Annotated in this window: 14 protein-coding genes; 2 read left to right on the top strand and 12 right to left on the bottom strand. The window is 70.6% G+C overall.

Annotated elements, in window-relative coordinates:
• Positions 1-48 precede the first annotated feature (48 nt).
• The 11 genes from ACIBKX_RS05275 to ACIBKX_RS05225 form a co-directional block, all read right to left on the bottom strand.
• Positions 49-1,398 (bottom strand): PP2C family serine/threonine-protein phosphatase, encoded by a 1,350-nt coding sequence (locus ACIBKX_RS05275; protein WP_363271785.1) that lies wholly within the window; start codon positions 1,396-1,398, stop codon positions 49-51.
• A gap of 11 nt (positions 1,399-1,409) precedes the next feature.
• Positions 1,410-3,977, bottom strand: a complete 2,568-nt coding sequence (locus ACIBKX_RS05270) for a tetratricopeptide repeat protein (RefSeq protein ID WP_363271784.1) — start codon at positions 3,975-3,977, stop codon at positions 1,410-1,412.
• A complete protein-coding gene (locus ACIBKX_RS05265; RefSeq protein ID WP_363271783.1) occupies positions 3,974-5,290 on the bottom strand; it encodes a hypothetical protein in 1,317 nt (438 codons plus the stop codon). Before ACIBKX_RS05265 ends, ACIBKX_RS05270 begins: the two co-directional genes overlap by 4 nt.
• Positions 5,291-5,347: 57 nt before the next feature.
• Positions 5,348-6,376 (bottom strand): glutamate ABC transporter substrate-binding protein, encoded by a 1,029-nt coding sequence (locus ACIBKX_RS05260; protein ID WP_363271782.1) that lies wholly within the window; start codon positions 6,374-6,376, stop codon positions 5,348-5,350.
• 17 nt (positions 6,377-6,393) lie between these two features.
• Positions 6,394-7,884, bottom strand: a complete 1,491-nt coding sequence (locus ACIBKX_RS05255; protein WP_399375643.1) for a hypothetical protein — start codon at positions 7,882-7,884, stop codon at positions 6,394-6,396.
• Positions 7,885-8,063: 179 nt separating this feature from the next.
• Positions 8,064-9,080, bottom strand: coding sequence for a BadF/BadG/BcrA/BcrD ATPase family protein (locus ACIBKX_RS05250; RefSeq protein ID WP_363271781.1), 1,017 nt, complete (start codon positions 9,078-9,080; stop codon positions 8,064-8,066).
• A complete protein-coding gene (locus ACIBKX_RS05245) occupies positions 9,077-10,342 on the bottom strand; it encodes a 6-phospho-beta-glucosidase (RefSeq protein WP_363271780.1) in 1,266 nt (421 codons plus the stop codon). Before ACIBKX_RS05245 ends, ACIBKX_RS05250 begins: the two co-directional genes overlap by 4 nt.
• Before the next feature lie 10 nt (positions 10,343-10,352).
• On the bottom strand, positions 10,353-11,261 hold the full coding sequence (locus tag ACIBKX_RS05240) for a carbohydrate ABC transporter permease (protein ID WP_363271779.1): 909 nt from the start codon (positions 11,259-11,261) through the stop codon (positions 10,353-10,355).
• Positions 11,262-11,267: 6 nt separating this feature from the next.
• Positions 11,268-12,149, bottom strand: coding sequence for a sugar ABC transporter permease (locus tag ACIBKX_RS05235; protein WP_363271778.1), 882 nt, complete (start codon positions 12,147-12,149; stop codon positions 11,268-11,270).
• Positions 12,150-12,276: 127 nt separating this feature from the next.
• Positions 12,277-13,620, bottom strand: a complete 1,344-nt coding sequence (locus ACIBKX_RS05230; RefSeq protein ID WP_363272041.1) for an ABC transporter substrate-binding protein — start codon at positions 13,618-13,620, stop codon at positions 12,277-12,279.
• Between the two features lie 129 nt (positions 13,621-13,749).
• Positions 13,750-14,967, bottom strand: coding sequence for an ROK family transcriptional regulator (locus tag ACIBKX_RS05225; RefSeq protein ID WP_363271777.1), 1,218 nt, complete (start codon positions 14,965-14,967; stop codon positions 13,750-13,752).
• A 2,754-nt stretch (positions 14,968-17,721) separates the two neighbouring features.
• On the opposite strand from ACIBKX_RS05225, the gene ACIBKX_RS05220 reads away from it, so the two are divergent.
• A complete protein-coding gene (locus tag ACIBKX_RS05220) occupies positions 17,722-17,931 on the top strand; it encodes a hypothetical protein (RefSeq protein WP_363273256.1) in 210 nt (69 codons plus the stop codon).
• 236 nt (positions 17,932-18,167) lie between these two features.
• Entirely contained in the window at positions 18,168-18,320 is a 153-nt protein-coding gene (locus ACIBKX_RS05215; RefSeq protein WP_363273257.1) for a hypothetical protein, read from the top strand.
• Positions 18,321-18,550: 230 nt separating this feature from the next.
• Here ACIBKX_RS05215 and ACIBKX_RS05210 read toward each other — a convergent pair whose 3' ends face one another.
• Positions 18,551-19,639 carry a mechanosensitive ion channel family protein gene (locus ACIBKX_RS05210; RefSeq protein WP_363273258.1) on the bottom strand — a complete coding sequence of 363 codons (1,089 nt, stop codon included), beginning with the start codon at positions 19,637-19,639 and terminating at the stop codon, positions 18,551-18,553.
• Positions 19,640-19,818: the final 179 nt, after the last annotated feature.

The following is a 19,818-nucleotide window of genomic DNA, read 5'->3' as shown; positions in this document are numbered from 1 at the left end:
GGTGGGTGACAAGTGCGTGTGCCCCGAGGCCCGTTGCCGGGGCCTTCTCTAGGCCGATCCTGCCCCTTGGGGCATGACACGGAACGGCACAATCGCCACTGTTACGTTGTCGTGGCCCCCGCCGTCCAGGGCGTGACCGACCAGGACCTGGGCGCTGTGCAGCGGCCGGGCCGCGGAGTCGGCGGGTACGGCGGCGGCCATTTCCTCCACCGCCTCCGCGTAGTTCCACAGACCGTCCGTGCACACCACCACTACACCCGCACGGTCCGGCTTGAAGGAAGCGGTGTGCGGCTCCAGTTCGTACGCGTCCGCGCCGAGCCAGCCCGTGATGGCGTGCGCGCGCTCGTCCGCGTACGCCTCCGCCTCGTTCATCAGACCCGCGGCCACCATCTGCGCGGCCCACGAGTCGTCCTCGGTCAGGCGGACCGTCGGACCACTGCGGTCGTCGGGCACCCAGTACGCGCGGCTGTCGCCGACCCAGCCGACGACGAGCAGTCCGCCCGCGACGATCGAGCCGACGAGCGTGCACGCGGGCGCGTTCTGGTGCGGGGAGTGCTCCCTGGCCTCGGTGGGCTCCGCGGCGAGCGCGTTCACGGCGTCGGAGGCCGAGAGGATCGCGTCGTGCATGGCCTGCTGCGGATGCGTGCCGCGCGGCAGCGATTCGAGCAGCGACTCGTTGGCCGCCCGTGACGCGGCGAGCGAGGCCTCGTCGGGGCGCGTCGCCGAGGAGACGCCGTCACAGACGATCGCGACGACGGCCGGCGAACCGTCCGGCAGCGCGGCCGACGAGATCGCGAACGCGTCCTCGTTGCGGTGGTGGCGAAGCCCCCGGTCGCTGACCGCGGCGACCGCGTCCAGCTCCTGCTCCATGTGGTCGCGCTCGCGCGGCTGGGCGTGCCCGCAGTTCTCGCAGTAGCCGTCCGGGTCGACCCGGCCCGAGCGGCACGCCACGCAGAGCTTGGTGCCGGCCGGCGGGGTGGGCTCGGGCAGCGCCGTACGGGGATCGGCGGGCTCGGTCTCCGGGCGGGGGCCCGGTGCGGCCAGCGGGTACTCGTCCGGCTCGGCGGGGTCCGCCGACGGCCGGTCGGTGCGCATGCCGCGCCCGTCGGACGCCAGCTCGCCGCCCGCCGAGTCCGTGCCCGGCAGATCCGTCGGCAGATGCGCGGGCACCGGCATGTCCGAACTGTCCACGTCCGGGGCGACGGGCCACTCGGTGGAAGCGGCACTGGACGGGCGGTTGATCGCCACCGTGGGGTGATCGTGCTCCGCGTCCGCCGAGCCCACCGGCTGCGCCGACAGGTCGTACCCGCAGGCGCCGCAGAAGAGGTCACCCGCCTCCAGCGGCTCTTCGCAGCTGGGGCACGTGGAACCGGCGGCCCCGGCAGTCTGCTGGTGCATCTGCGACATCTTCACACCCACGTCCGGGGGCGGAAACGGTTGGCCCGCTCCACCAGTTCGATCCTCTCCTCGCCACCCTGGGCGAGCCGGGCCAGTGTCCGGTACGAGCGTTCAAGGCCGAACCGGAGTCCCCGCTCGTCCAGATCGCTGCCCAGCAGCACGGTCCGCGAGCCGCCGGGCGACGCTGTCGGTGGCGCGGCGGCGTGACCGGAGTGACTACCGGAGAGTACCCAGTCCAGGGCGGTGCCGAGGACCTCGGTCGACAGGCGCTCCCGGCGCACCGCGTCGAGGCCGAAGCCCGCGAGGGCCTCGACCTGCCCCGCTGCGGCCGTCAGGTCGTCGAGGAAGCCGGGGAAGCCGGGGAAGGCGCCTCCGGGCGGCGGCGCGGCGGACAGCGCCATCCGCAGCCTCGCCCGCACCGCGGCGACCCGCGCCGCCGTGTAGTGGATCGAGGCCTCCGGCACCGACTCCAGGGTGGCGACGGCACCGCGCCGGTCGTCCGCCGCGAGCTGCACCCGTGCCAGGCCGAACGCGGCGCTGACATAGCTCGGGTCGGTCGTCCACACCAGGCGGTAGTACTCCGCCGCGTTGTCCAGCTGCCCCAGGACCTCCGCGCAGACGCCGAGGGCCAGCTTCGGCGCGGGCTCGCCGGGGAAGGCGTCGTACACGGCGTCGAAGGACAGCGCCGCGTTCTCGTGGTCGCCGGTCGCCAGCGAGGCCACGCCCCGGTACCAGACCACCCGCCAGTCGTCCGGATGCTGGAGCTCCAGCTCGGCCAACGCCTGCGCCGCGGGCTCCAGTTCACCCATGGCGAGCCGGGCGCGCAGTCCGCGCAGGCGCAGCTCCACCGAGTCGGCGGGCGCGGCCCGCAGCGCGGTGATCAGCTCGGCGGGCGCGGAGGCCATCAGGCCCGCCAGGAAACCGGCGTTCGGGTCATTCGGGTCGACGCGGGGCACCGGCAGCGCCAGCGCCGTCGCGGGGGCGTCGAGGTGGCGGACGATCCTGGCCGGCGGCGCGGCAGGGGCGGGAGGCGGACCGCCGTTGCCCGCCGCCAGCTCCGGACGGCCGCCGCGCCGGCCCACGGGCAGCGCACGCGCCCCGAGGCGCGAGACGTCCTCCGTGAGCTCGGCGAACAACTCCGTGTCCGTGACCTTCACTTCGGGCCCGAAGAGGGTGGACAGGGACGGGCGCGGCCGACCCGTCTGCAGCGCCACGACCTCCCGCAGCACGCCCGTCAGCTGTTCCGACATCTCCTGCGCGGAGGCGAACCTGCGCGCGGGGTCCGGGTCGGTGGCACGTACCAACAGGCGGTAGAAGGACTCGTACTTGCGGAAGACCTCGATGTTGTCGGGGTCCGGCAGGGAGTCCACGAACACGTTCGTGTAGCCCTGGAAGTCGAAGGTGAGCACGGCGAGGGTGCGCGCCACCGTGTAGAGGTCGGAGGCCACAGAGGGGCCGGCCTCGGCGACTTCGGGGCCCTGATAGCCGACCGTTCCGTAGATCGCCGACTCGTCGTCGTCCATCCGGCGGACCGCGCCCATGTCGATCAGCTTGAGCTGGTCCTCGGTCTGGATCGCGTTGTCGACCTTGAAGTCGCAGTACAGCAGATTGCGGCTGTGCAGATGGCCCAGCGCCTCCAGGGCCTCGATGCCGAACGCGCACGCCTGCTCCACCGGCAGCGGATCGCGCTTCCCCTCCGCCGTACGCCGGCCGTTGGCGATCTCCTTCAGGGACTTTCCGCCGACGTACTCCATGACGATGTAGCCGTCCATGGAGCCCGTGCGCTGGTCGAGGTGCTCGACGAAGTTGTAGATCCGGACGATGTTGGAGTGCTCGATCTCGGCGAGGAAGCGGCGCTCGGAGATCGCCGCGGCCATCGCGTCCTGGTCGCCCGTGTCCAGCAGACCCTTGAGGACCACCCAGCGGTCGGAGACCGCGCGGTCGATGGCGAGATACACCCAGCCGAGCCCGCCGTGCGCCAGACAGCCCACGACCTCGTACTGGCCGTGCACGATGTCGCCCGGATTCAGCTTCGGCACGAACGAGTACGGGTGCCCGCACTTGGTGCAGAACCCCTCCGTGCGGCCGGGACGGTCACCGCGCGCACGGCCGACCGGCGCCCCGCAGTCCGAGCGCGAGCAGAACCGCTTCCGCTCGGGCACCTCGGGATGCGCCTGCACCGCCTGCCGCGGATCGGGCCGCGGCACCTCCGGCACCTGAACCAGACCCGCGCCCAGCCTGCCGCGCCCCGACGAACCGGCCGCCGAGCCCGAGCTGCGCACCGACACCGAACGGGACGTCGTGCTGCCCGACAGGGAGCGCGAGAGCCGCCCCGAGACCGAGCGGCGAGACGTCGACGAGCGGGACGAGCGGGACGTCGAGGAGCGTGAACTGTTGCGTGAACTGCTGCTGTTGGACCCCTTGCCGCCACCGGTGATGCCGGTCGGGGGCGAGGACACCATGCCGCTCGGCGAGACGACCGGCGCCAGGCCGCAGGTGTCGCAGTACAGCTCGCCGCCGCCCACGTCCTCGTACGACCCCGCACATCCCGGTCGCTGGCACTTCCGCTGCTCACTCATGCTTCCCCCCTCCGGTCGGTGGGACCGCCCTGCTGCGGCACCCTCGGTGCAAGGACTTCGGCGGCGGCCTGCTGGTAGCGCAGCACCGCCTGTTCGGCCACGCGCAGATCACAGGGCGCGCTCCACAGCATCCGGCGGGCCGCGTCGTACCGCTCGACCAGGAGCGGGTCCTCCGCGTGGCCGTGCCGGGCGACCTTCGCCTTGTAGGCGTCCAGGCGCCCGCGCAGCTCGGCGCGGACCGCGAGGGGCTGGGTGACGGCCGTCAACGACTCGCGGGCGCGCAGGAGTTCGTCCTCGGCCTTCTGCTCCAGGGACTCCAGGAGCGGTGAGAGGCGGTGCCACTGGGCGTGCCTGCGGTAGTCGGACGCCATGGCCAGCTGCTCCTGCAGCGCCGTCGGCGGTCCACTCACCGCGGGCACCTCGGATGCGGCGATCTTGGCGAGGACCTCGCCACGCGCGGACCGCGCCTCGGCGAGCGTGCGGTCCGCGCGGGACAGCACGTCGCGCAGCCTGCCGAGCCGCAGTTCGGCGTCCTGCCGGACCGTGAGCACCGCGTCGATCTCCCTGCGTACGTCCTCCAGGGCGCGGGCCTCGCGGTCGTAGCGCTCGGTGTGCGGGCGGCCGCCGCCGGGGGCCGAACTGCCCGGCGCGGGCTGCCAGAAGGCCAGCGGGTCGGTCACCACCTGCTCACGGAGCAGCGTCAGCTCGGCCGTGATCCGCTCCAGGTCGTCGCCCGCCGGATGCTCACCGGGGCGTACGCCGACGGAGTGCGCGAGCTGACGGGTGCGCTGCAGCTCCGCCGCGAGGAGGTCTATACGCGCGGGCAGCGCCGACCACACCGCGTCCGCGGCGACGACCATGTCCAGCGAGTTCGCGTACAGGTCGTTCATCCGTGCGACGAGGTCGGCCAGCGTGAAGCGTTCGGTGAGCTTGGCGGGGCCGGTGATCGACGACGGCGCGGGGGCGGCGCCGCCGGCGACCGTGACGCTCTCGCCGCGGAGCAGTTCGGTCAGCTCCGCCAGATCGTCACGGTTGGGCCAGCGTCTGCGGGCCCGGATGTCGCGGGCGGTGCGCAGCGCACCCGCGTACGCGTCGAAGTAGGCCCAGAGCAGCGTGATCTGCTGCTCCGTGGCCGCCCAGCGCTCCTGGGTGGTGCCGGTCAGGCCCGCACCCTCCAGGAGGCGGCGGCCAGCGTGATCCTGGAGGGCGAGGAGCGAGGTCTCGATCGCCTCGTGCTCGGCGTCGAGCCGCGCCAGCGCACGGTCCACCTCGTCCCGGTCCATCACAGGACCGGGGGGTCCCGCGACGCTCATCGATCACCTCTCCGCTCTGCGTTGCCGTGTTCCGCTGCCTTCGCCGGTGCCTGGCGGTCAGTCGCTGTACGTCGGTGCGGGCGGTCCCGCCGATTCGCCGAGCGCGGGCTTCAGCCACTTGTCGTACGACTTCTGCCAGCCGTTGTCGCTCTTGCGGTAGTCCTCCAAGACCTGGTTCACCCGCCGCACCAGGTCGTCCGCGCCGCCCTCCGGCTTCTTCATCGCCACGCCGTAGTACTCCGTGTTGAGCGGCGCGTCGCCCTTCAGCTCGACCGTCGGGTCCTGCGCGGCCTGGCTCGCGGCGAGCGCGCTGTCCGTCACGACGGCGTCCACCTCACCGAGCTGGAGCCTTACCAGGCAGTCGAGTTGATTCGGGACCGTAGTCCCGATGTCGGCATCCAGGCCCTTCTTCTTGAGCTCCTCGAGCTGACCGAGCGCCGTGGAACCCTTCGCGGAACAGACCTTCTTGCCGTCGAGCGAGTCGTCGAACCCGGTGATGTCGGCGGACTTGGGGGCGAGGATCTGCTGGCCGGTCTTGAAGTAGGCGGTGGAGAAGGCGACTTCCTTCTCCCGGTCGCAGGTGATCGTCATCGTCCGTACGACCATGTCGACCTGGCCGCTCTGGATCGCCTTGACCCGCTGGTTCGTGGGGATGGCGCGGAACAGGACCGCGTCCCGGTCGCCGAGGATCTCCTCGGCGATCTTGTGCGCCAGGTCGATGTCGAAGCCCTCGAGCGTCGCCGTCTTCTTGTTCGGGTCGCGATAGCCCCAGCGGTAGCTGTTCTGGTCGACGCCGACGATCAGCTTCTTCACCTTGCGGTTGCGGATCGCCTCGATCGTCGGGCCGTCCTTGTCGTCCGGCGACAGGCTGGCCTCGGGCTTCTCGCACTCCTCGGCCCGCGCCGGAGCGGCCGCCGCCGAGCCCCGCCCGGCCTGCCCCGCACCGTCGTCGTCCTTCCCGGAGCCACCGGCCCCCCCGCCCATCTCCGGCAGCACGAGCACGAGGGAGCCCGTGAGGGCGCAGGCCACCGCCATGGCCGCGGCTCCGCCCCAGCCGCGCAGCCTCGCCAGTCCTCGCGTACGCATCGTCCGCCCGCCCCCTCTCACCGGTACTCCGAAAGCCGGCGCCCGATGCCGAGCACCGCGCCCGCCGCGGCGAGCACCGCGAGCACGGCGGCACCCACCGGAAGGCCCGCCATCGCGCCCTTGCCGTCGCTCGCGGCCTGCTTGAACTCGCCCTGCTCGTGCGCCAGGGCCTGCTCCAGGGCCTTGTCCACGTTGTCGAAGCACTCGCCGGTCGGCTCGTCGCTCTTGTCGCCGACGACCTTGGCGAGCGCTCCCTTGTAGTCACCCGCGTCGTCGCTGTCCCGCGCGGTCTTGTGGCGGTCCTTCCAGACCGACACGTTCTTCGCGGCGTCCTTCACGGGGTTCTTGCCCGCGGCGTCGTCGGCGATGGCCACCGCCTGGCCGAGCAGCCCGCTGTCGGCACTGCCGAGCCGCTTCATCTGCGCCTGGTACTCGTAGTCGAACTTGTCCTTGATCTCCGGCTTGTCCGCCGGGCCGACCTCGACGGTCTCCGCGCCGCGGCTGACCAGCGTCAGGTTCTCGTTGCTCCTGGCCTTCAGGGAGTTGATCCGCGCGTCGTGCAGCACGTTCAGGGACTTCACGCCATGGTCGTACGAATCACTGAGCCCCGCCCGCGCGAAGGTGTGCCCGGCGATCAGCCAGAGCAGGACCACCGTCGACGCGGCCGTCGCGGCGACCAGACCGTGGTTGAACACCCGGTTCGTCCGCCGGTAGTTGCGCCGCTGGGCCCAGCCGAGGGCGGCGAGGGCGAGCACGCCGAGGGCGATGGCGAACCAGGGGTAGGGCTTCGCGTCGTCGTAGTCCGCGCCGAGCCGCTGGTTCTCCGCCGTGTAGAGCTTCTCGGCGGCCGGGAGCATCTGCTTCTGCATCTTGTCGTTCGCGTACCGCAGATAGGCGCCGCCGAGGGGGAGGCCCTGGCGGTTGTTCGCGCGGGCGCGCTCGATCAGGCCCGTGTACTCCGGAAGCAGCTTGTTCAGCTCGCTCACCGAGGTGGCCGCCGACGATCCCGCGCCCGCGTTCGACGCGGCGTTCGCCAGTTTCTCGGACGCGGTCTTGATGTCCCGCTTGTACCGGTCGCGCACATCCGCGGGCTCCTGACCGCCGGCCAGGAAGCCGCTGGACGCGGCCGTGTTGGCGTCCGCCAGGGAGCGGTAGATGGCCGCGGCGTCGGCGCTCAGCGGCTGGCTCCGGTTCAGCACGCTGTTCGCCGCGTCCGAACGGTCCGTCATCTGCCAGGTGGTGACCGCGCCGAACGCCACGACGAGCAGCGCGAGCACGGCGCCGATGATCCGCAGCTTGCCCGGCTCCGTCGTCGCGGCGGCACGCAGCCGGTCCCGCCCCTCGACCCAGGCGGGGCGGCGCGGGGGCGCGGGCTGCGGCGGAACCTGTGCCTGCGCGCCGCCCGTCTGAGGCGGCACGGCGGGCATCGTCGGCGCTGCCTGTGCCGGCGGCGCGGCGCTGCCGTTCGGCGGATATGTCACCTTGACCTCGACCTCCCCCTCGGTCATCGGACGGTCACCTCCGCCCGCCGTGCGCGGCGCGGGAAGAGGTGCACGGCGGCAAGTATTGCCGCAGGGAGCGGCATCCGCACAGGTCTTGACTGGATCTTGTTCGATCACCCGCCCCTGCGGAGCCTCCCTCCACCACCACGAAGATCGCGTGCCGCCCCTGCCTTTCAATACGCGATTCAGCGGGGTTCGGTTCCATCGGAGGCAGCACCTTCGTAGTGCCCCCGCACCCGCGCCACAGCCCCCGAGGACGCCCCCACCCGGTCAAGTCCCAGCAGCGCCGCCCCCAGCACCGGCCGCACGGACACCACTTGCGGGACCGCCTTCGGGGCACGCGACGCCAGCAACGCACGTATCCCGTCGTCCAGTTGGGGATGACCGGCCGCCAGCACACTTCCCCCGAGCAGCACCGGCGTCTCCTCCTCCAGGAGTTCGAGCCGGGCCAGGGCGACGACCGCCATCGCCACCACCTCCTCCGCGAGCCGGTCCACGATGCCCCGCGCCACGGCGTCCCCCTCCACCGCCGTGCCGAAGAGCACCGGCGTCAGTTCATGGCGCCGCAGCTCGTCGATCCGCCCGAGATGCAGCGCCTCGATCAGGGCGTACATGGACGGCAGTCCGAAGTGTGCCGGAAGCGTGCGGGCCAGGGAGGTCGGCCCGCCGCGGCCGTCCTCCGCGCGGGCCGCGTGCCACAAGGCCTCTTCCGCCAGGCCCCAGCCGCCGCCCCAGTCCCCGGAGATCCGCCCGATCGCGGGGAAGCGGGCCGTGCGGCCGTCCGGGCGCATGCCGACGCAGTTGATGCCCGCGCCGCACACCACGGCGACCCCGCGCGGCTCCGTGACCCCCGCCCGCAGGATCGCGAACGTGTCGTTGCGCACGGCCACGCTCCGGCCCCAGCGGCGAGCGGTCAGCGCAGCCGTCAACTGCTGCTCCTCGACGGGGAGATCGGCGTTGGCGAGGCACGCCGAGACATGGTCGACCCCGTCGACCCCGGCCGCGGCGAACACCTCGCGCACCGCCGACTCCAGCACGTCCACAGCGGTCTCGACGCCCACCGCGGGCGGCTGGAACCCTCCGCCGCGCGCCGCCGCGACGACACTGCCGTCCGCGGCGACCAAGGCGACGTCGGTCTTGCTGTTGCCCGCGTCGATCGCGAGAACCGACCCGGACGCGACGGGACTCACGGCACCACTCATGCCCACGCGAGGTGCTCCCGGTTGTGCGCGATCAGCTGATCGGTGAGCTGCTCGGCGTACCCGAACTGGCCGATCAGCGGATGGGCGAGCAGCGCCCGGAACACCCGGTCACGGCCGCCCCGCAGCGCCGCCTCCAGGGCCAGCTCCTCGTACGCCGTGACGTTGGCGGTCAACCCCGCGTACAGCGGGTCGAGTTCGGGCACCGCGAGCGGCGCCGCCCCCTTCGGGCCGACCGCCGCCTGCACCTCGATGACCGCGTCGTCCGGCAGGAACGGCAGCGTTCCCCGGTTGTACGTGTTCACGACCTGGTACGGACTGCCCCCGCCGGCGAGCAGCGCCGCCGCGAGGTCGACGGCGGCCTCCGAGTAGAAGGCGCCGCCCCGCTTGCCGAGCAGCTCCGGCTTCCCGTCGAGCGCGGGATCGCCGTACATCGCCAGCAACTCCGCCTCCATGGCCGCCACTTCGGAGGCCCGGGACGGCTTCGTGCGCATCTCTCGTACGACCTCGTCGTGCGCGTAGAAGTAGCGCAGATAGTAGGAGGGGACGACGCCTAGCCGGTCCAGGACGGTGCGCGGCAGGCGCAGGTCGGCCGCGATGCCGTCGCCGTGCTCGGCGAGCAGCCCGGGCAGCACGTTCTCGCCCTCGGGCCCGCCGAGCCGCACTCCCGTCTCCCAGGTGAGGTGGTTGAGCCCCACATGGTCGAGGTGGACGTCACCGGGGGTGACGTCGAGCAGCTTCGCGAACTTCCGCTGGAAGCCGATCGCCACGTTGCAGAGCCCGACCGCCTTGTGCCCGGCCTGCAGCAGGGCGCGCGTGACGATGCCCACCGGGTTGGTGAAGTCGATGATCCAGGCGTTCGGATTGGTACGGCGTACGCGCTCGGCGATGTCCAGGACGACCGGCACCGTCCGCAGCGCCTTGGCGAGCCCGCCCGCCCCGGTCGTCTCCTGACCGACGCACCCGCACTCCAGCGGCCAGGTCTCGTCCTGATCCCGGGCGGCCTGCCCGCCGACGCGCAGCTGCAGCAGCACGGCATCAGCGCCTTCGACGCCGGCGTCCAGGTCGGAGGTGGTGACGATCAGCCCCGGATGGCCCTGCTTGGCGAAGATCCGCCGGGCAAGACCACCGACAAGCTCAAGCCGCTCGGCGGCCGGATCGACGAGGACGAGTTCCTCGATCGGCAGCGTGTCCCGCAACCGGGCGAATCCGTCGATGAGTTCGGGGGTGTAGGTGGAGCCTCCGCCCACAACGGCGAGTTTCATATGCAGCCCTTCAGCCCTTCACTCCGGTGAGCGTGACACCCTCGACGAACGCCTTCTGCGCGAAGAAGAACACGAGGATCACGGGGGCCATGACCAGCAGGGTCGCGGCCATGGTCAGGTTCCAGTCGGTGTGGTGCGCGCCCTTGAACGACTCGAGGCCGTACGAAAGGGTCCAGGCACCCGGATTCTCGGACGCGTAGATCTGCGGCCCGAAGTAGTCGTTCCAGGCGTAGAAGAACTGGAACAGCGCGACGGCGGCGATACCGGGCTTGGCCATCGGAACCACGACCCTGAGCAGGGTCCTCAGTTCCCCGCAGCCGTCGACCTTCGCCGCGTCGATGTACTCGTTCGGGATGGTCAGCAGGAACTGCCGCAGCAGGAAGATGGAGAACGCGTCGCCGAACGCCATCGGGATGATCAGCGGCCACAGCGTTCCGGACAGGTCCAGCTGCTTCGCCCAGAACAGATACATCGGGATGATGATCACCTGCGGCGGCAGCATCATCATCGAGATGACCAGCATCAGCGAGAGATTGCGCCCCCTGAACCGGAACTTGGCGAGCGCGTACGCCACGGGCAGCGAGGACACGACCGTCAGGGTGGTGCCGAGTCCCGCGTACAGAAGGGTGTTTCGCCACCAGGTCAGAAAGCCCGGGGTGTCGAAGACCTTGCTGTAGTTGGACCACTGCCAGGTGTCCGGGACCAGATCGCGGGTGAGCGTCTGCTGGTCGCTCATCAACGACGTGAGGAAGACGAACACGAACGGCAGCACGAAGAAGAGCGCGACGGCGACGCCGATGGCGTGGACGGCGATCCAGTGCAGCAGGGCCTTGCGGCGGGCGGTGCGGGCGGCGGGGGTGGTGGCCGCCGGCTCGGCACCCGGCTTGGTTGTTTGTTCTTCCAGCAATTGACTCGTCATGACGTTTCAGTCACCTGCCTGGACGAGGCCGCCGCGCCGCCGCATCAGGAACGCGGTGAACGCCATGGCCAGGGCGAAGAGCACGAGCGCGATGACGCAGGCGGAGCCGTAGTCGAAGCGCTGGAAGCCGAGGTTGTAGACGAGCTGCGGCAGCGTCAGCGTCGACTTGTCCGGGTAGCCGGGCTCGAACTGCTGCCCGGAGCCGCCGATCACACCGGACGCGACCTTTCCGGCGACCAGGGGCTGTGTGTAGTACTGCATGGTCTGGATCACGCCCGTGACCACCGCGAACATCACGATCGGCGAGATGTTCGGCAGCGTCACGAACCGGAACCGCTGCCAGGACGACGCGCCGTCCAGCTCGGCGGCCTCGTACTGCTCCTTCGGTACGTCGAGCAGTGCGGCCATGAAGATGACCATGAGGTCACCGATGCCCCACAGGGCGAGCATGGTGAGGGCGGGCTTGGACCAGGCGGCGTCGTTGAACCAGCCCGGGGCGGGCAGCCCCAGATCGCCGAGCAGCGAATTGACGGGCCCGGTACCGGGGTTGAGGAGGAAGGCGAACGCCATGGTCGCGGCGACGGGCGGGGCGAGATAGGGCAGATAGAAGAGAGTCCGGAAGACCCCCGTACCGGTCTTGATCTTGGTGATCAGCAGCCCGATCCCGATGCCGAAGACGACCCGGCAGGACACCATGACGACCACGAGCCAGAGGGTGTTGCGCAGGGCGGGCCAGAACAGCGGGTAGTCGGAGAAGACGTAGGCCCAGTTGTCCGTCCCCGTCCACGTCGGCGGCTTGAAGCCGTCGTAGTGCATGAACGAGAAATAGACGGTGGAGATCAGCGGATAGGCGAAGAAGACGGCGAAGCCGATCAGCCAGGGGGACATGAAGGCGGCGGTGCGAAGCGCTGACCTGCGGCGCTTCGAACGCAAGGTATTCGAGGGCGACGTGTTCGAAGGCAACGTATACGAGCCGGAAGTGCTCGTCGATTTCACCGTGCTCATCGGACGCCGACTACTTCGCCTGCTCGATGTCCGTGTCGATCTCGTCGGCGGTGGCCTTGAGCCCGGCCTCGAGATCCTGCTGCTTCCCCTTCTCGTAGTCGTATCCGAGGTTCTGGATGGAGACGAGGTAGGGACCGCCGTTGACCGACGCGGGGCTTGTCGTCGATTCCGGGTTCTCGGCGATGTCCAGGAACGTCTTGAAGCGCGGGTCGTACTTCAGCTTCGGCGACTTCAGGGCGTCGTGGGTGGAGGGCACGTTGTGGATGGCGTTGGAGAAGTTCACGACCGCATCCGTGTTCGTGGTCATGAATTTGACCAGCTCCCACGCGGCGTTCTGCTTCTTGCTGGTGGCGGCGATACCGGCGATGGTGCCGGTGACGTACCCCTTGCCGTAGCTGTCCTTCTGGTCGTCGGGCACAGGCAGCGGCGCCACGCCGATGTCGAACCCGACCTTGGCCTCCTCCGCCATGCCGAGCCGCCACTCGCCGTCCATCTGCATCGCGACCTGGCCGGTGTGGAAGGGGTGCTTGGCGCCCCACTCGTCACCGAAGGCCGACCGGTACTTCTCCAGTTTCGTGTATCCGCCCAGTGCGTCGACGAGCTTCTTCTGGTACGTGAATCCGTCCGCGAAGGCGGGATCCTTGGCGACGTTCGACTTGCCGTCCTTGTCGAAGTACGTGGGGGACCACTGCGCGAAGTAGTGCTCGGTCTTCGTCTCGTAGCCGTGGTAGTTCGGCATGAACCCGAGCTGCGAGAAGGAGTCCCCCTTCTCCTTCGTCAACTTCTTGGCCACGGAGGTGAATTCGGACCAGGTCTTGGGCGGGCTCTTGATGCCGGCCTTCTTGAACGCGTCCTTGTTGTAGTAGAGGCCGTACGCGTCGCCGAGGAGCGGGGCGGCGCAGCGGTTGCCCTCGAACTGCGTGTACTCGTTCATGGCCTTCGGGAAGGTCTTCCCGGGATCGATCCCGTCCTTCTTGAAGAAGGGATCGAGATCGACCCAGGCACCGGACGAACAGAACTTGCCGACGTTGTTGGTGGTGAAGGAGGAGATGACGTCGGGCGCCTTCGAACCGCCGGCCCGCAGGGCCTGATTGATCTTGTCGTCGTTCATGTTCCCGACGACGTTGACATGAATGTTGGGGTGTTCGTTCTCGAAGGCGTCGACGTTCGCCTGGACGGCCTTGACCTCGGAGGGCGCGCTCCAGCCGTGCCAGAAGGTGATGGTCGTCTCCTTGCCGGCGTCGTCGTTCGCGCCGGAGCTGCTCTGACCTGTACAGGCGGTGGTGCCGGCGAGCAGGGCTATGGAGGCGGTCGCGGCGAGCGCGACGGCGGTCGCGCGGCGGTTTTCGGGCATGCGGCGGTTTTCGGGCATGACGAAGGACTCCCTGGCAGGACGGGGTTGCTCGGACGAGGGGTTACGTCAGGGGCGGAGAGTGCGGGGGCGGTGGGGCCGGGGTGGGTGGGTGAGGTGACGGCGGGGTGGTCAGCGGGAGGTGTCGAAGACCTCGTCGCGGGTGGCGGCGAGGGCGCTCTCCAACGCGCCGCGCAGCACGGGGTGTTCGGCGACTTCTCCGACGACGAGACGGGGACGTGAGACGGCCAGCTCGTCGAGCTCGGCCTGGATCAGTTCACGCAGGGGTTCGCCGCCTGCGGTGTGCAACGAGCCGCTGAGGACGACGAGTTCGGGGTCGAATACGGCGATGAGCGAGGCGAGTCCGGTGGCGAGCCCGGTGGCGTACGTCTCCAGGAGTTGCCGGTGGGGACCGTCGTTGATGCGGGCGGCCTGCTCGACGAGGGCGGCGGCGACGTCGGCGTACGGACCGTGTGGGATGGGGGAGATCCCGAGCTCGCGGGCAAGCTTGGGAATGACCTGGGACCCGGCGAGCTCCTGATACCCACCGCTGTTGGCCTTGGTGACCTGCCGTACGAGGGGCGCTCCGGGCACGGGCAGGAACCCGATCTCACCGGCGCCCCCGGTCCAGCCGCGGTGCAGCCGCCCGCCGATGACGAGGGCGGCGCCGAGCCCTTCCTGATTCCACAGCAGCACGAAATCCTGGTGATCTCTGGCTGCCCCGATCCGCTGCTCGGCGATGGCGGCGAGGTTGACGTCGTTCTCGTACTCGACGGGCATCGGGAGGGCGGCGGCGAGTTCGTCGAGGAGGGTGGCGAAGTGCCAGCCGGGCAGGTGGGAGGCGTATCGCAGCCGCCCGGTGTTGGGGTCGAAGGCCCCGGGGGTGCCGATGACGAGGCGGTGGATGTCGGCGCGGGTGAGCCCTGCCGCCTTCACGGCCCCGTCCAGCGCCTCGGTGACCTGGCGTACGACGGCGTCGGCGCGGCGGCCGGGGGTCGGCAGCCGGAACTCGCCCACGGTCCTGCCGGTGACGTCGGCGACGGCGGCGCGGATGCGGTCGGGGTTGACGTCGAGTCCGGCGGCGTGGGCGGCGGCCGGATTGACCGCGTACAGCTGGGCGTTGGGCCCCGGCCGCCCCTCGGTCGTCCCCGTGGCCTTGACCAGTCCGGCCGCTTCGAGGCGGGCGAGGAGCTGGGAGGCGGTGGGCTTCGAGAGCCCGGTGAGCTTGCCGATCTTCGTGCGGGAGAGGGGGCCGTGGGCGAGCAGCAGGTCCAGCGCGGCGCGGTCGTTCATCGCCCGCAGGACACGCGGGGTCCCTGGCGTGGACCCACCACCGGTCGAGCCACCCATGAGCTGCTCCTCGCCTTACGTCTGTACGGAACCGGCCGAGGACGGAACCTGCCTTGTACTGAACCTGCCTTGTACGGACCGTACCGGCGCCGCACTGTTAGGAAACTTTCCTATTGGGTGTGGGGAAGGTATGCCGGAGGTGGCGGGGGCGTCAATAGCGGGGGTGGGGCCGGCAACCAAGTCGTTATGTGGGGGCGGGGGTTGGGGGGTGAGGGTGCTGGGGGGCGCTGTCGGGGTAGGGCGGCGCTGGGCGCACCGGGCCGGGGCTCCACGCCCCTGCGTCCCATCGCGCGGCTCCGTCCCCACCTGAAGCCGAACTGCCGTCCCTGGCAAGGGCGGGCGCGAGGGCGGCTTGGGGCGGGTCGGTACTTTGCGCACCGTGCCGGAGGCTGCGATCGCCTGGCACACCGGGCGCTGGACTACAGGCTTGGCTCCGGTGCGGCGGCGGGTCGTCCTGCCGGGCGCGGACCGGCCCTTCGCGTATGGCTGTCAGGACCGGGTGCCGATCGGCGGGGTGGCTTCGGTGGCAGTGGCGGGTGTCGTGCCGGGTGCCGTCCGGTCCATGCGGGGCTGGGGTCAGGGCGGCTGCTTGGGGTGGGCCGGTGTCGTTGATGGTGGCCGGGGCCGCCCGGCTTCTGCGGAGTGTGGCGGTTCCGGCGTGCCTGTAGAGGGCGCTCCCTTCGGTCGCGTCGGCTTCGCCGATTCCGCTTGCGCTCCACCCTTGACAGGCCCGCCTCCACCGCAGAGACCTTCTTGACCGGGCGGCCAGGGGAGGGGACTCACGGGGAGGTCCGGTGGGGCGGTTCGGTCTTCGTGCCGGGTACGGACTGGTTCGGTGGGGCTCGGTCATGCGGGGAGGCGCCGCCCGGCAGACCGGCTTGGCTCCGGAGCCTGGGGCGGTCGTGCTGCCGTCTGCGGACTGGTTCGGCGCGGCTTGCCCACTCGGTGAAGGTGCGGGCCGACAGGCCGGCTCGACTTCGGTGGCGGTGGCGGGTCGTCCTGCCGGGTGCGGACCAGTTCGTTTGGGGCTCGGTCAGGGGGTGGGGCTGGGTAGGGGCGGCTGCTTGGGGTGGGCCGGTGTCGTTGATGGTTGCCGGGGCCGCCCGGTTTTGGGGAGTGTGGCGGTTCCGGCGTGCCTGTAAAGGGCGCTCCCTTCGGTCGCGTCGGCTTCGCCGATTCCGCTTGCGCTCCACCCTTGACAGGCCCGCCTCCACCGCAGAGACCTCCTTGACCGGGCGGCCAGGGGAGGGGACTCACGGGAGGGACCGGTCCGGTGCCCGGTCTTCATGCCGGGTGCGGACTAGTTCGGTGCGGCTCGCCCACTCGGGGAGGGGCCGCCCGACAGCCCGACATCGCCCCGGAGGGCGGGTCGGGTCGTCATGTCGGGTGCGGACTGGTTCGGTGCAGGCGCCGCCAGTTGGGAGGAGCGGGGGTGCGCGGTCGGTGCGGGGATGGGTCCCGGTTTCGTCGAGCGGCTGCCGACCGGGTCTTTCGGGGCGGGCGTCATGCGGCGGGGGTGCCGCCAGGCGGAAGGGGCTGGGGGTGCGCGGCCGGTCCGGGGGACGGTCTGTGGTGATCACGGCCATGCGGGCGGTGGGGGCCGCCGGACAGTGGGAGATGGGTGCCGGATGACGGGCGTCGTGCCGCCGGTGGCGGCGGCCAGACGGCAGGGGCGGGAAGGGCGGCGCGATGAAGGGGAGGCGGTCGAGGTGTGTGTGACGGGCGGGGCCTTACCTCCCGCCCCCGATTCCGGCATATCGGTCATCTCGGGTGCTGGAAGGGGGGATCTGGGGCGGGATCCGAGAAAGTCCCGCTGATTGGGGGCTGGGGGCGGCGTGTCGTGGGACTTTCTCGGAAAGCAGCCCCTGCACCGCATGCCGCCCTGCTGCCGCGCCCTTCCGCGCGGGCGAGCTGCACCGAACCAGTCCGCAGACGGCACGACGGCCGCCCCAGGTCCCGGAGCGAAGCCGGCCTGTCGGGCCCCGACTTCACCCAGTGGGCGAGCTGCACCGAACCACTCCGCAGACGGCACGACGGCCGCCCCAGGCCCCGGAGCGAAGCCGGCCTGTCGGGCCCCGACTTCACCCAGTGGGCGAGCTGCACCGAACCAGTCCGCAGACGGCACGACGGCCGGCCCAGGTCCCGGGGCTGAGCCGATCTGTCGGACGGCCCCTCCTCGCATGACCGAGCCGCTCCGGACTAGTCCGCACCCGGCATGAAGACCGGGCGCCGGACCGGTCCCTCCCGTGAGTCCCCTCCCCTGGCCGCCCGGTCAAAAGGGTCACTGCGGTGGAGGCGGGCCTGTCAAGGGTGGAGCGCAAGCGGAATCGGCGAAGCCGACGCGTAGCGCAGCGGAGCGCCCTTTACAGGGGCGCCGGAAGCGCCACACTCCGCAGAAGCCGGGCGGCCCCGGCCACCATCGAAGGCACCGGGCCACCCCAAGCAGCCGCCCTGACCCCAGCCCCACCCCCTGACCGAGCCCCAAACGAACTGGTCCGCACCCGGCAGGACGACCCGCCACTGCCACCGAAGCCATCCCGGCCGGTGACGGCAGTTCGTCCCAGGCGGGGGCAGGGCTATGGCACCCAGGCCCGGTGCGGAGCACGCCGTCCCGCAGGGCCAGGCAACCGTGGCGGGGCGTGGGGAAAGTGGTGTGGTGCGAGTGGGATCTGGCCGTCGGCGCAGGGCGCGTGACGAATGACGCTAGCGTGGGCATGTGCCGCGAAGGCGCTCGACGATCAGGAGGGGTGGCCGATGACCATGCCGTACGCGGCCGGGGACCGTCCGCTCATTCCCCGCCCCGAGCTCAAGCTCCCGGCCCTGCGTCAGGCTGTGGCCACGGTGGCTCCGTCTCGCCTCCCCGAGTTCTTCGAAGACCTTCAGCAGGCTTTCGTGCAGGCTGGCGACGAGGACAGCGTCGTACCGATCCGGATGTTCTACCGACGATGGGGCGTGGTCGTGTAGATCGAGCGATACCCCGAGACGGCCCGCCGTCTGCACGCCGCCGAACAGGCGGTCAACAGCCCGGATCCGGAGGAGCGGGACCGGGCGATCCGCGAGGCCGGGGAGATCGTGCGTGCCGCGCATCGAGAGGCGGTCGGTGGCTGACGGGCACTGGGAGCAGTTCCGGGATGATCTTCCAGACGGGCTGACTGCCGAGGCCCGGGCGGAGGCCCGAGCGGCTGGCCGGCGAGATCGCGGTGCGCGAGTCCATGGTCTTCCTGGAAGGCGCCGCCTTCACGGGCCCAGGGCTCGGCGTGCGGACCGAGAGCCGGGGCCTGCTCATGCTGACGTCCCTGACTGATGTGCGCGGCGAGCGGATCGTGGTCGTTCAGGTCAGCTGGTTCGGGTGACGGTCTTCGGTAGCTGTGTAGCTGTGTAGCTGTGTAGCTGTGGAGCTGTGGAGCTGTGGAGCTGTGGAGTGGGTCGCGGGGAAGTGGATCTCGGGTGCGTCGGTGGGGTGCCCGGAATGCGGCCTTCCAGATGCCCCCCCCCGACCACCTACCGAGACCACCTACCGAGACCACCTACCGAGACCACGTACCGAGACCACCTACCGAGACCACGTACCGACCGCCGCCCCCTACTTAGAAAGATTCGGCGGCGGTGCTATAGGCGAAGCTGCCAGGGACTGGGGGGACGTCGATGACGCGTAGGCCGACGGGGCCGACATGGCTGCCGTCGGGTCCGGGGTTGATTCCTCCGGCTGCTGTAGCGGGAGGCCGCCCACGATGCGGATGCCCGCCGCGTCGAACGCCCGCTTGATGCGCCAGCGCAGCTCCCGCTCCACGCCCAGCGACTTGCCCGGCATCGTCTTGGCGCTGACGCGGACCACCATCTGGTCCAGGAGCACGCTGTCCAGGCCCAGGATCTCCACCGGGCCCCAGAGGCGCTCGTTCCACGGCTCGTCCTTCGCCATCGTCTCGCCGACCGAGGTCAGGACCTCCGTCACCCGGTCGAGGTCCTCGTCGGGACGGACGGTCACGTCGACGCCCGCCGTGGACCAGCCCTGCGAGAGGTTGCCGATGCGCTTGACCTCGCCGTTGCGGACGTACCAGATCTCGCCGTTGTCGCCGCGGAGTTTCGTGACGCGCAGGCCGACCTCGATCACCTCACCCGACGCCACGCCCGCGTCGATCGAGTCGCCCACCCCGTACTGGTCCTCCAGGATCATGAAGACGCCGGAGAGGAAGTCCGTCACCAGGTTGCGGGCGCCGAAGCCGATCGCCACGCCCGCCACACCGGCCGACGCGAGGAGCGGGGCCAGATTGATCTCGAATGTGCCGAGGATCATCAGGGCCGCCGTGCCCAGGATCAGGAATGACGCCACCGAGCGGAGTACCGAACCGATCGCCTGTGAGCGTTGGCGGCGGCGTTCGACGTTCACCAGGAGGCCGCCGAGCGCTGTGCCGTCCACCGCCTGAGCCGTGCGGTTCATGCGGTCTATCAGCTTGGTGATCGCGCGGCGGATCAGGACCCGCAGGACCACCGCGATCGTGATGATCAGGAGAATGCGGAGGCCGATGCCGAGCCACGTCGACCAGTTCTGCTCCACCCAGCTCGCGGCGTTCGTCGCGCTCTGCTGGGCGTCTTCCAGGGTCGGGGGCTTCGTCGACGGCGACTTGTCGTCCGGGTCCGTTCCGGCTGCCGACAGGACGGCGGACAGCAACACGGCAGGTACCTCCAGGCATAGCGGTCTGCCCAGAAGATGCACCGGACAGAGACACCACACTAACGGGGCATTGTGTGTGGATCGTTGTGATGTTCGAGGGAGAGACAGTGCTCACTTGGGGAAGATGAGGGTGACGCACAGGTGTGGTCGAAAACACTCCGAGCCCGTTACCGGTACAT

It is taken from the genome of Streptomyces sp. NPDC050658 (assembly GCF_044457025.1).
Taxonomy (GTDB): Bacteria; Actinomycetota; Actinomycetes; order Streptomycetales; family Streptomycetaceae; genus Streptomyces.
Note: the sequence above shows the minus strand (reverse complement) of the source record. Positions and strands in the feature narration are given on the sequence as shown.